The organism is Pseudomonas sp. F8002 (assembly GCF_013385495.1).
In the GTDB taxonomy this organism is placed as follows: domain Bacteria; phylum Pseudomonadota; class Gammaproteobacteria; order Pseudomonadales; family Pseudomonadaceae; genus Aquipseudomonas.
Map to the genome: position 1 here is coordinate 19763 of NZ_JACAPW010000010.1, position 12475 is coordinate 32237.

13 protein-coding genes are annotated in these 12475 nt (G+C 60.9%); 8 read left to right on the forward strand and 5 right to left on the reverse strand.

Translation table 11 applies throughout. The features are described from left to right. Positions 1–18 precede the first annotated feature (18 nt). The 3 genes from HX811_RS08315 (at position 19) to ntrC (ending at position 3440) form a co-directional block, all read left to right on the forward strand. Positions 19–555, forward strand: coding sequence for a chorismate mutase (locus HX811_RS08315; RefSeq protein WP_177045530.1), 537 nt, complete (start codon positions 19–21; stop codon positions 553–555). 366 nt (positions 556–921) lie between these two features. After that, entirely contained in the window at positions 922–2007 is a 1086-nt protein-coding gene (gene glnL, locus HX811_RS08320) for a nitrogen regulation protein NR(II) (RefSeq protein ID WP_003218001.1), read from the forward strand. Then, positions 2004–3440, forward strand: a complete 1437-nt coding sequence (ntrC, locus tag HX811_RS08325; RefSeq protein ID WP_008435682.1) for a nitrogen regulation protein NR(I) — start codon at positions 2004–2006, stop codon at positions 3438–3440. The genes glnL and ntrC overlap by 4 nt, the downstream gene beginning before the upstream one ends. 627 nt (positions 3441–4067) lie before the next feature. On the opposite strand, the gene HX811_RS08330 is transcribed toward ntrC, so the two are convergent. Further along, positions 4068–4505, reverse strand: a complete 438-nt coding sequence (locus HX811_RS08330; RefSeq protein ID WP_177045532.1) for a hypothetical protein — start codon at positions 4503–4505, stop codon at positions 4068–4070. Between HX811_RS08330 and HX811_RS08335 the strand changes: the two genes are divergently transcribed. Next, complete coding sequence (locus tag HX811_RS08335) at positions 4504–4959, forward strand: tRNA (cytidine(34)-2'-O)-methyltransferase (RefSeq protein ID WP_003218007.1); 456 nt, start codon at positions 4504–4506, stop codon at positions 4957–4959. The two genes, HX811_RS08330 and HX811_RS08335, sit on opposite strands and share 2 nt — an antisense overlap. A 132-nt stretch (positions 4960–5091) precedes the next feature. On the opposite strand, the gene secB is transcribed toward HX811_RS08335, so the two are convergent. Genes secB through HX811_RS08350 form a run of 3 tightly spaced genes read right to left on the reverse strand, consistent with a single transcriptional unit; the run spans position 5092 to position 6289 of the window. Next, positions 5092–5577 carry a protein-export chaperone SecB gene (secB, locus tag HX811_RS08340; RefSeq protein ID WP_003218009.1) on the reverse strand — a complete coding sequence of 162 codons (486 nt, stop codon included), beginning with the start codon at positions 5575–5577 and terminating at the stop codon, positions 5092–5094. 42 nt (positions 5578–5619) lie between these two features. Beyond that, positions 5620–5874 (reverse strand): glutaredoxin 3, encoded by a 255-nt coding sequence (gene grxC, locus HX811_RS08345; protein ID WP_177028519.1) that lies wholly within the window; start codon positions 5872–5874, stop codon positions 5620–5622. Position 5875: 1 nt separating this feature from the next. Next, complete coding sequence (locus HX811_RS08350) at positions 5876–6289, reverse strand: rhodanese-like domain-containing protein (RefSeq protein ID WP_003218014.1); 414 nt, start codon at positions 6287–6289, stop codon at positions 5876–5878. 151 nt (positions 6290–6440) lie between these two features. Between HX811_RS08350 and gpmI the strand changes: the two genes are divergently transcribed. Next, positions 6441–7967, forward strand: a complete 1527-nt coding sequence (gene gpmI / locus HX811_RS08355; protein ID WP_087693337.1) for a 2,3-bisphosphoglycerate-independent phosphoglycerate mutase — start codon at positions 6441–6443, stop codon at positions 7965–7967. Positions 7968–8265: 298 nt separating this feature from the next. Here the strand turns inward: gpmI and HX811_RS08360 are convergent, their stop codons facing one another. Beyond that, a complete protein-coding gene (locus tag HX811_RS08360; RefSeq protein ID WP_256344402.1) occupies positions 8266–8616 on the reverse strand; it encodes a PBECR2 nuclease fold domain-containing protein in 351 nt (116 codons plus the stop codon). A 377-nt stretch (positions 8617–8993) separates the two neighbouring features. On the opposite strand from HX811_RS08360, the gene HX811_RS08365 reads away from it, so the two are divergent. From HX811_RS08365 to HX811_RS08375, 3 genes are read left to right on the forward strand one after another with little or no spacing between them, the layout of a single operon-like run. After that, on the forward strand, positions 8994–10298 hold the full coding sequence (locus HX811_RS08365) for a murein hydrolase activator EnvC (RefSeq protein WP_003218021.1): 1305 nt from the start codon (positions 8994–8996) through the stop codon (positions 10296–10298). A 31-nt stretch (positions 10299–10329) separates the two neighbouring features. After that, positions 10330–11637, forward strand: a complete 1308-nt coding sequence (locus tag HX811_RS08370; RefSeq protein ID WP_003218023.1) for a S41 family peptidase — start codon at positions 10330–10332, stop codon at positions 11635–11637. Between the two features lies 1 nt (position 11638). Next, positions 11639–12421, forward strand: coding sequence for a divergent polysaccharide deacetylase family protein (locus HX811_RS08375; protein WP_177045534.1), 783 nt, complete (start codon positions 11639–11641; stop codon positions 12419–12421). The last annotated feature ends 54 nt before the right edge of the window (positions 12422–12475 follow it).

Sequence of the window (12475 nt, forward strand, 5' to 3'; positions counted from 1 at the left end):
ACAGAAGAGGGATCTGCCTTGAAATTCAAACTTGGGTTCATCTTGCTGGCCATCAGCGCCAATGTATTCGCAGCACCACCCACCCTCGCCCCGCTGCTCGACAGCATTGCCGAACGCCTGGCGATTGCCGACCAGGTGGCCCTGAGCAAATGGGACAGCCACAAGCCCGTCGAGGACCGCCCACGGGAGCAGGACGTGATCGCCAGCGTCGTCGCCCAGGCGCCGAGCTACAAACTGGCACCGGCACAGGCCGAGCAGTTTTTCTCGGCCCAGATCGAGGCGAACAAACTGGTGCAGTACGCCCACCTGTCCGACTGGCAGCTGCAAGGCAAGGCGCCGAATGACCCACGCCCGGATCTGGTCGGCCAGATCCGCCCTAAACTGGACCTGCTGCAAAAACGCCTGCTGCAACAGCTGGCGGACTTCACCCCGGAGCGCACCAACCCGCAATGCCCGCAATGGCTGGCCCAGGCCAATCACGCACCTGCCAAAGACCCGCTGCACCAACTGGCAATGATCCGCGCCACCGCCGAGCTGTGTGTCTACCAGAACTAAAACTGCGAACCCAATCAAAAATGTGGGAGCTGGCTTGCCTGCGATAGCGGTGTTTCAGTGCCAGATGTACTGGCTGATACACCGCTATCGCAGGCAAGCCAGCTCCCACAGGTTTCAGTGACACGAGTTCCTGAACAGACTTTTCAAAACCGCACTATATTGGTGCGATACGCTGCACCCTTCCCACTTACGCAACCCATTTTGGTTCGAAACTTCCCGTCCAAGCTGGCAGAACGCCACAGTTTCGCGCCTTAAGCCCCCATTTCAGGGCTTTAACGCTTCTTTTCGGAGCTTTGGTTTGGTTTTTGCATTTTCCTTGTATCAGCGTGTGCCTCAAGCCCGCGCCTTGCTCCAAAAGAGGTCCTAATGACCATCAGCGACGCACTGCACCGCCTGTTACTCGACAACCTGACCACCGCGACCATTCTGCTCAATGACGAACTGCGCCTTGAGTACATGAACCCGGCGGCGGAGATGCTGCTGGCCATCAGCGGGCAGCGCAGCCATGGGCAATTCATCAGTGAGTTGTTCACGGAGTCGGCCGAGGCCCTGAGCTCGTTGCGCCAGGCTGTGGAGCAGGCGCATCCGTTTACCAAGCGCGAAGCGATGCTCACCGCCCTCACCGGCCAGACCCTCACCGTCGACTACGCGGTTACACCGATCCTCAGCCACGGTGCCACCTTGCTGCTGCTGGAGGTGCATCCCCGCGATCGCCTGCTGCGCATCACCAAGGAAGAGGCGCAACTGTCCAAGCAGGAAACCAGCAAGATGCTGGTGCGAGGCCTGGCCCACGAGATCAAGAACCCCCTGGGCGGGATTCGCGGTGCCGCACAGCTGCTGGCCCGCGAGCTGCCGGACGAGAACCTCAAGGACTACACCAACGTCATCATCGAGGAAGCCGACCGCCTGCGTAACCTGGTGGACCGCATGCTCGGCTCCAACAAGCTGCCGTCGCTGGCAATGACCAACGTGCACGAAGTGCTGGAGCGGGTTTGCCAGTTGGTGGAGGCCGAAAGCCAGGGCTGCATCACCTTGGTGCGCGACTACGACCCAAGCATTCCCGACGTATTGATCGACCGCGAGCAGATGATCCAGGCGGTGCTCAATATCGTGCGTAACGCCATGCAGGCCATCAGCAGCCAGAACGAGCTGCGCCTGGGCCGCATCAGCCTGCGCACCCGTGCCCTGCGCCAGTTCACCATCGGCCACGTGCGCCATCGCCTGGTGACCAAGGTCGAGATCATCGACAACGGCCCCGGCATCCCTGCAGAACTGCAGGAAACCATCTTTTTCCCAATGGTCAGCGGCCGCCCGGACGGCACCGGGCTCGGCCTGGCCATTACCCAGAACATCATCAGCCAGCACCAGGGTTTGATCGAATGTGAGAGCCATCCCGGTCACACCACCTTCTCGATCTTTCTGCCACTGGAACAAGGAGCCCCATCGACATGAGCCGTAGTGAAACTGTCTGGATCGTCGATGACGACCGTTCTATCCGCTGGGTCCTGGAGAAAGCCTTGCAACAGGAAGGCATGACCACCCAGAGCTTCGACAGCGCCGACGGGGTGATGAGCCGCCTGGCTCGCCAGCAGCCCGACGTGATCATCTCCGACATCCGCATGCCCGGCGCCAGTGGCCTGGACTTGCTGGCGCGGATTCGCGAGCAGCACCCGCGCCTGCCGGTGATCATCATGACCGCGCACTCGGACCTGGACAGCGCTGTCGCGTCCTATCAGGGCGGCGCCTTTGAATACCTGCCAAAACCGTTCGACGTGGACGAAGCGGTGGCGCTGGTAAAACGCGCCAACCAGCACGCCCAGGAACAGCAGAACCAGGAAGCCCCGCCGGCCCTGACCCGTACCCCGGAAATCATCGGCGAAGCGCCGGCGATGCAGGAAGTGTTTCGCGCCATCGGGCGCTTGAGCCACTCCAACATCACCGTGCTGATCAATGGCGAGTCGGGTACCGGTAAAGAGCTGGTGGCCCACGCCCTGCACCGTCACAGCCCACGGGCGGCGTCGCCGTTCATTGCGCTGAACATGGCGGCGATCCCGAAAGACTTGATGGAGTCGGAACTGTTCGGCCATGAAAAAGGCGCGTTCACCGGTGCAGCCAACCTGCGCCGTGGCCGTTTTGAACAGGCCGACGGCGGCACGCTGTTCCTCGATGAAATCGGCGACATGCCGGCCGACACCCAGACGCGCTTGCTGCGGGTCCTGGCCGACGGCGAGTTTTATCGGGTAGGCGGGCACACGCCGGTCAAGGTCGACGTACGTATCATCGCGGCGACGCACCAGAACCTGGAAACCCTGGTGCACGCCGGGAAATTCCGTGAAGACTTGTTCCACCGCCTGAACGTGATCCGCATCCACATCCCACGGATGTCGGACCGTCGCGAGGACATCCCGACCCTGGCCCGTCACTTCCTCAGCCGCGCCGCCCAGGAGCTGGCCGTCGAGCCGAAGCTGCTGAAAAGCGAGACCGAGGAATACCTGAAGAACCTGCCATGGCCGGGCAACGTGCGTCAGCTGGAGAACACCTGCCGCTGGATCACGGTGATGGCTTCGGGGCGCGAAGTGCATATCAGCGACCTGCCGCCTGAGCTGCTGAGCCTGCCGCAGGATTCGGCACCGGTGACCAACTGGGAGCAGGCACTGCGCCAATGGGCCGACCAGGCCCTGGCACGTGGCCAGTCGAACCTGCTGGACAGCGCTGTGCCGGCTTTCGAGCGGATCATGATCGAAACCGCCCTCAAGCATACCGCTGGACGTCGTCGCGACGCCGCCGTGCTGCTGGGCTGGGGCCGCAATACGCTGACACGCAAGATCAAGGAGCTGGGGATGAAGGTCGACGGTGGGGATGATGACGAAGGTGATGAGGCCTGATCACTAATCCCTGATCCACTGAAGATCTAATGTGGGAGCCGGGCTTGCCCGCGATGGCGCTGTGTCAGTCACTGGATGTATCGACTGACACAGCGCCATCACAGGCAAGCCAGCTCCCACATTTGTTTTGTACCAGACTAACGACCGTGCACCGCTTCAATGCACCACGAACCGGCATCGCGCACTTATCCAACGCCTGAAACCCATGCCTTGTTAAGAAAATATTAAACCCCAAAAAAGCCAAAGCCCCGTATTCCGGGGCTTTGCGCTTTCTGAAGAAATTTTTTGGCGCCACTTCGCAATTCTGGCACGCGCCCTGCAATAACCCTGTCACTACCCAGTTTCGGGGACCTTGGTACAGGCAGGCCGAGAATCCCCTCTTTAACACCCGGGGTGCTTGATGCGGATCGCGTCGCGCCCCACACCCGTTTCGGGAACCTCGGTACAGGCAGGCCGGGGATTCCCTCTTTAACACCGAAGCCTCTGGCTTCACCCCGTTTTGGGAGCCCTGGTACAGGCAGGCCGGGAACTCCCTTCTTTACACCCGGGGCTTATGAGGCAACGCGCCCATAGCCCCAGCCCGTTTTGGGAACCTTGGTACAGGCAGGCCGGGGATTCCCTCTTTTATTACTCCTGGAGATGGATCTCCACCCGCCAGCGTCCATCGGCCTTCTCTCCCGACCACTCCCCGCGCAACGGCCGAGCCGCCACCAGGTTCAGCAGCAAGCCGCCATCGGTCTTGCGTACGCGCCAGTTCACATCCTTGTCATTGACCTTCAATTGGCCGCCCTGGGCCTTGCCAAGCGCATCGAACAGCAGCGCCACGGTGCCGTCGATATGCTCGCCGTGCAGCTTGGGTTCGCTGTTGAACCACACCACCAGGCCATCGGCGGCGGGCTCTACCTGCTGCAGCTCAACCGGGTCTGGCGTGGTCAGCCGGCCGATCATCAGGCCTACCATCAAGCCGACAATCGCCAACGAGCCTAAAACCCGTGGCAATAGCTTCGGCCTGGGGTCTTCTTCAGGGGTAGAATGCAGCGCATCTTTGCCTTCGGAGCCGTGCATGTTTCACGTCATCCTTTTTCAACCAGAAATTCCGCCGAATACCGGCAACGTTATCAGGCTGTGCGCCAACAGTGGCTGCCACCTGCATTTGATCGAGCCCTTGGGTTTCGACATGGACGACAAGCGCCTGCGCCGCGCCGGGCTGGACTACCACGAGTACGCCACCCTGCAACGCCACGCCGACCTTGCCAGCTGCCTGGAAAGCCTGAACCACCCACGGTTGTTCGCGTTTACCACCAAGGGTTCGCGGCCGTTCCATGATGCCAGCTTTGCCGAAGGCGACGCCTTCCTGTTCGGCCCGGAAAGCCGCGGCCTGCCGGCAGACGTGCTCGACGCCCTGCCAGACGGCCACCGCCTGCGCCTGCCGATGCGCGAAGGCTGCCGCAGCCTGAACCTGTCCAATACCGTGGCCGTCGCGGTTTACGAAGGTTGGCGGCAACTGGGGTTCAAGTAACACTGCATAACGAATGTGGGAGCGGGCTTGCTCGCGAAAGCGGAGTGCCAGTCAACGAAGATATCGACTGAAGTACCGCATTCGCGAGCAAGCCCGCTCCCACATTGGATCGGCGTCGTTGCTCAGAACAGCTTACTGAACCGTTGGCGAGCCTTCCTGTTGCATGCGCTGCAGCTCTTGCGCATACAGGGCATCGAAGTTCACCGGAGCCAGCATCAGCGCCGGGAACGAGCCACGGGTGACCAGGCTGTCCAGGGTCTCACGGGCATACGGGAACAGGATGTTCGGGCAGAACGCGCCCAGGGTGTGGCTCATGGACGCTTCGTCCAGGCCCTGGATCAGGAAGATACCGGCCTGTTGCACTTCAGCAATGAAGGCCACTTCTTCGCCGTTCTTGACGGTGACCGACAGGGTCAGCACGACCTCGTGGAAGTCACCTTCCAGGGCCTTCTGACGGGTGTTCAGGTCCAGCGCAACGCTCGGGGTCCATTCCTGACGGAAGATGGCCGGGCTTTTCGGCGCTTCGAACGACAAGTCACGCACGTAAATACGCTGCAGGGAAAATTGTGGGCCTTGAGCTTCTTCTGCTGCCGCTTCGGTGTTCTGTTGGTCAGTCATCGCAGATCCTTCGTGATCTTGGGGTCTTTTAGGGGTTAGGAGTCAGACGTGAAGCAGCGCATCCAGTTTACCGGCGCGCTCGAGTGCGAACAGGTCATCGCAACCACCGACATGCTTGTCACCGATCCAGATCTGCGGCACGGACGTGCGTCCCGCTTTCTTGGTCATCTCGGCGCGCACCTGGGGCTTGCCATCAACCTTGATCTCTTCGAAGGCAATGCCCTTTTTCACAAGCAGGGCCTTGGCCCGCATGCAATAAGGGCAATAATCGCTGGAATAAACGACAACCTGGCTCATATCACTTCACCAGCGGCAGGTTATCGCCACGCCAGCTGGAAATACCACCCGACAGTTTGGCGGCGTTGAAGCCGGTTTTCAGCATCTCGCGGGCGTGGGTGCCGGAGTGCTGGCCCTGGGCGTCGACCAGGATAATGGTCTTGGCCTTGTGCTTTTCCAGCTCGGCCAGGCGCGAAATCAGTTTGTCCTGGGGAATGTTCAGCGCGCCGACAATGTGACCGGCGGCGAAATCCTTGGCGGGACGAATGTCCACCACTACGGCCTCATCCTTGTTGACCAGGGCGGTCAGCTCGGACGTGCTGAGGCTGCGGCCACCGCGGCTCAATTCGTGAGCGATCAGCAGCGCCAGCAGTACGACGAACGCACCAGCGAGCAAATAGTGGGTAGTGGCAAATGCAATCAGGTGATCAACCATCAAGGAGGTTCCAGGGCGTTAAAATGGCGGTAAGTATACACAGCCGTCATGGTCGGCCAACCCCCGTAAAGCGGTGACGTGGTCGGAACTTCGCTTTAAACTGCCACTCCCTTTTCTATTCCCTTCATTCATTACCGCCGCGAGAGGATCTATGACTACTACGCCTAAACCTTTGGTCCTGATAATTCTCGATGGCTTCGGACACAGTGAAAGCCACCACGACAACGCCGTGTACTCGGCCAGCAAGCCAGTACTGGACCGTCTGAGCGCTACCGTTCCGAACGGCCTGATCTCGGGCTCGGGCATGGATGTTGGCCTGCCGGACGGCCAAATGGGCAACTCGGAAGTCGGCCATATGAATCTCGGTGCCGGACGAGTGGTCTATCAAGATTTCACCCGCGTGACCAAAGCGATCCGCGACGGTGAGTTTTTCGAGAACCCAAACATCTGCGCGGCAGTGGATAAAGCGGTCAAGGCCGGCAAGGCCGTGCACTTCATGGGCCTGCTGTCGGACGGCGGCGTCCACAGCCACCAGGACCACCTGATCGCCATGGCCGAACTGGCCTTCAAGCGCGGCGCCGAGAAGATCTACCTGCACGCGTTCCTCGACGGCCGCGACACCCCGCCGAAAAGTGCCCAGTCCTCCATCGAACTGCTGGATGAAACCTTCAAGACCCTCGGCAAAGGCCGCATCGCCAGCCTGGTTGGCCGCTACTTCGCCATGGACCGCGACAACCGCTGGGACCGCGTGGCACAGGCCTACAACCTGATCGTCGACGGCCAGGCCGAATTCAACGCCGCCACCGCCCAGGAAGGCCTGGAAGCCGCCTACGCCCGTGGCGAGAGTGACGAGTTCGTCAAGGCCACCACCATCGGCGAACCGGTCAAGGTCGAAGATGGCGACGCCGTGGTGTTCATGAACTTCCGCGCCGACCGTGCCCGCGAGCTGAGCCACGTATTCGTCGATGCCGGCTTCAAGGACTTCGAGCGCGCCCGCCAGCCGAAAGTCGAATTCGTGATGCTGACCCAATACGCCGCCAACATCCCGGCCCCGTCGGCATTCGCCCCGGGCAGCCTGGAAAACGTGCTGGGGGATTACCTGGCGAAAAACGGCAAGACCCAACTGCGCATTGCCGAAACCGAGAAGTACGCCCACGTGACCTTCTTCTTCTCCGGCGGTCGTGAAGAACCGTTCCCGGGCGAGGAGCGCATCCTGATCCCGTCGCCGAAAGTCGCTACCTACGACCTGCAGCCGGAGATGAGTGCCCCGGAAGTCACGGACAAGATCGTCGACGCCATCGAGCACCAGCGTTACGACGTGATCGTGGTCAACTACGCCAACGGCGACATGGTGGGCCACAGCGGCAACCTGGAAGCGGCGGTAAAGGCCGTGGAATGCCTGGACCTGTGCGTCGGCCGCATCGTCGACGCCCTGGACAAGGTAGGCGGCGAAGCACTGATCACCGCCGACCACGGCAACTGCGAGCAAATGTCCGACGAATCCACCGGCCAGGCCCACACCGCCCACACCACCGAGCCGGTGCCGTTCATCTACGTCGGCAAACGTGACTTTAAAGTACGTGATGGCGGCGTGCTGGCCGACGTGGCACCGACCATGTTGATGCTGATGGGGCTGGAGAAGCCGAAAGAGATGACTGGCACTTCGATTCTGGTCTGACACAGTTCAGGGGTTGCTCAAAACAGGCAGCCCGTCAATAATGGACTCGAGCGCGAAACCAGTTGCCTCCAGCGGCGATAACTGGCGTAGGAACCCCGCAGATGGCTGGATATCCGCGTAGGGTGAGACCTCCACACCCCTGCTTGAGGGTGTGTATATGAATATCAAGCAAGCACTACTTAGGGCAGTTCGAAAGAGCTGCCCTTTTCTTTGGGCATCACAAAAGCTCGTAACGCTTGTAGAGCAACTCACCATGACGATGCTTGTTCAAGGCCTTGGCGTCTGTCTGCATGAAGTTTCACAGCACATTGCCAGCCTGAATATTGACCACCACCAGCATCTGCCTCCTGGATTCATAAGCCCCAATGAATGCTAAACGAGCGGAGCAATCGCTATAAGCAACACGCCATATTTCCAGAGGCCCCGTCAATGTGTCCAAGGCGAACCTGACATAACGCTCTCTGGCGTCCTGCCGTTTTTCAACAATATGCTGCAGACAACTGCGCCTGATCGCTATTTGCCCCAAAGGCGAGTCAACTTCCACTTCCGAACAGCTCGAATGGGCAATGCCAAAATGCATTGCGACTATATCGATGGCCGCTTCGACGTCATTGCCGGCGGCCACTTCCTCAAGTGGACGCGCTCGCAAAGCCCGATCCAGACTACGAAGGTCGGGAAGCCCATAATCAAGCCACGTTTGCTGGCCTTTTGACTCGTGAATACAAGGCATTACTGACTATGCCGACCGTCGGATTAACAGGGCCGAAGAGTCTATTCCGAGCGCAAATGCACCGTCAGGGTGGAGCATTTCAAGGCATTTCGCGAAGCACACAAAACAACTGCAGAAGCACGACACGACGCTCTCTACCGCTCGTCGCCTTCAAAGGGCTATGGGACTTGCCCACAATTGCTTGCAGAATGCGGCCACTGGGCACCTAACTTGCCTGCCAAGCCGAATTGGGCGTTTTTTTTGCAGCGCTTGGCGGGCATACTAGGCCGTCCCTTTCCCTGGTGTCGCCCGCCTCTATGCTTCGCGCCTTGATTACCCTTGCTCTTGTCTGCCTGCTCCAACCGGCGTTTGCCGATGAGCGCGCACAAACCCAACAACAGTTGGACGCTACGCGTCAGGACATTACCGAGCTGAAGAAGCTGCTCGGCAAGCTCCAGGAAGAGAAGTCCGGCGTGCAGAAAGACCTGCGCGGCACGGAAACCGAGATGGGCAAGCTGGAGAAGCAGGTCCAGGAGCTGCAAAAAGAACTAAAGAAGAGCGAGTCGGAACTGGAGCGACTCGACGCTGAGAAAAAAAAACTCCAGAGCGCCCGCGTTGAACAGCAACGCCTGATCGCGATCCAGGCCCGCGCCGCTTACCAGAACGGCCGCCAGGAATACCTCAAGCTGCTGCTCAACCAGCAGAACCCGGAAAAATTCGCCCGCACCCTTACCTATTACGACTACCTGAGCAAGGCCCGCCTGGAGCAACTGAAAAGCTTCAACGAGACCCTGCGCCAGTTGGCCAACGTCGAGCAGGAAATCGCCAACCAGCAGTCGCAGCTGCTCGACCAGAAAACCGCCCTCGACAGCCAGCGCGACGAACTGGACAAGGTCCGCAAGGAGCGCCAGCAGGCGCTGGCCAAGCTGAATGACGACGTGAAGGCCCGTGACGCCAAGCTCCAGGCCCGCGAGCAAGACCAGGCTGACCTGGGTAAAGTCCTGAAAACCATCGAGGAAACCCTGGCGCGCCAGGCCCGTGAGGCAGAGCAGGCGCGGCAAAAAGCGCTGCTGGCCCAGCAGGAAGCCGAAAAAAAGCGCGAGCGTGAAGCCGCCGAGGCAGTCGCCAGCGCCACTACCGACGCCCCGGCCCCGCGTAAACCGGCGCGTGCAGCGCCTGGCCCGCTGGTTTCCAGCGCCGGCGAATCCTTCGGCGGACCTTTTGCTTCAGCTCGGGGCAAACTTCCATGGCCAGTTGATGGTCGATTACTGGCACGCTTTGGTGAAACCCGTGGCGATGACACCCGCGCCAAGTGGGACGGTGTGATGATCAGTGCCGGTGCCGGCACCCAGGTCCACGCTATCCACGGCGGCCGCGTGGTATTCGCCGATTGGCTGCGTGGCGCAGGTTTGTTGGTGATTCTTGACCACGGTAATGGCTATTTGAGCCTTTACGGCCACAATCAAACTTTGCTTAAAGCGGCAGGTGATGTTGTAAAAGCCGGTGAATCCATCTCCACTGTCGGTAACAGTGGTGGCCAGGACACCCCGGCGCTGTACTTCGCTATTCGTCAGCAGGGCCGCCCGAGCGACCCGGCACAATGGTGCCGTACCCAAGGATAAGGGTCGCATCTACATTAGGAGTTCGTTCGACATGCTGCATTTGTCCCGCCTCACATCGCTGGCCCTGACGATCGCTCTGGTGATCGGCGCGCCTTTGGCATTCGCCGACCAGACCGCCCAGTCGGCCACGGCCGCGACCACCAAGGCCCCGCTGCCGCTGGACGAGTTGCGCACCTTTGCCGAGGTCATGGACCGGATCAAGGCCGCTTATGTCGAACCTGTGGACGACAAGACCCTGCTGGAAAATGCCATCAAGGGCATGCTCAGCAACCTTGACCCGCACTCCGCCTACCTGGGCCCGGAGGATTTCGCCGAGCTGCAGGAGAGTACCAGCGGTGAATTCGGTGGCCTGGGCATTGAAGTCGGCGCCGACGACGGCAACATCAAGGTCGTTTCGCCGATCGATGACACCCCTGCGTCCAAGGCCGGCATCCAGGCCGGTGACTTTATCGTCAAGATCAACGGCCAGCCGACCCGCGGCCAGACCATGACCGAAGCCGTCGACAAGATGCGTGGCAAGATCGGCCAGAAAATCACCCTGACCCTGGTGCGCGACGGCGGCACGCCGTTCGACGTGACCCTGACCCGCGCCACCATCACGGTCAAGAGCGTGAAGAGCCAGCTGCTGGAGTCGGGCTACGGCTACATCCGTATCACCCAGTTCCAGGTCAAGACCGGCGACGAAGTGGCCAAGGCCCTCGCCAAGCTGCGCAAAGACAACGGCAAGAAACTCAGCGGCATCGTGCTCGACCTGCGTAACAACCCGGGCGGCGTGTTGCAGGCCGCTGTGGAAGTGGTCGACCACTTCATCACCAAGGGCCTGATCGTCTACACCAAGGGCCGTATCGCCAACTCCGAGCTGCGCTTCTCGGCCACCGGCAACGACCTCAGCGAAGGCGTGCCGATGGTTGTGCTGATCAACGGCGGCAGCGCCTCGGCTTCGGAAATCGTCGCCGGCGCCCTGCAAGACCAGAAACGCGGCGTGCTGATGGGCACCACCAGCTTCGGCAAAGGCTCGGTGCAAACCGTGCTGCCGCTGAACAACGAGCGTGCCTTGAAGATCACCACGGCGCTGTACTACACGCCGAACGGTCGCTCGATCCAGGCCCAGGGCATCGTGCCGGACATCGAAGTGCGCAAGGCCAAGATCACCAACGAAGCCGACAGCGAGTTCTACAAGGAAGCGGACCTGCAAGGCCACCTGGGCAATGGCAACGGCGGCGCCGACCAGCCGACCGGCAGCGGCTCGAAAGCCAAGCCGATGCCGCAGGACGACGATTATCAGTTGGCCCAGGCGCTGAGCCTGCTCAAGGGCCTGAGCATTACGCGCAGCCGTTGATATGCGCCGTGGACTGATCATCGCTTTGCTGTGCTGTCTGGCGGGAGTCGCCCAAGGCAACCCCGCCAGTGCAGCCCCCGCTGAACACAAAGCCTACCTGACCCTGATCATCGACGACCTGGGGCAAAACCTGCCCCGGGATCGTCGTGTGCTCGCCCTGCCCGGCCCGGTGACCACGGCGATCATGCCCGACACTCCCCACGCCGCCGAATTCGCCCGCGAAGCCCACAAGGCCGGCAAGATCGTCATCCTGCACATGCCCATGGACCCGGCCACCGGCCCGTTCGCCTGGCACCCCGAGCTGCCTATCGAAGAGCTGGGCAAACGCCTGGACGCGGCCTTCAAGGCCGTGCCCTACACCGCCGGCATCAACAACCACATGGGCAGCCGCATGACCGCCCAGCCGGAGGCCATGGCCTGGTTGATGGGTGAGTTGCAACGGCGCCACAAGTTCTTCGTCGACAGCCGCACCAGCGCCAAAACCGTCGCCGCCGCCGAGGCGCAAAAGATTGGCCTGGCCAGCGTCTCGCGGGATGTGTTCCTCGATGACGAACGCACCGAAGCGGCCATCACCACCCAGCTGCAGACCGCGATCAAGCTGGCCCACAAACAGGGTTCGGCGGTGATGATCGGCCACCCTTATCCACAGACACTGGCGGTACTCGAACGTGAGCTGCCCAAGCTCAAGGCCCAGGGCATCGAGTGGATCGACATCAAGTTGATGATCAGCCTGCGCAGCAACCAGGCCATGGCCGGGCACGGAAAAAACGGCACTTACCGCTAGTGCTATATAGCTACCGCGCCTGACCGAGCGGACTCTTCGATAGTGGATCTTCGT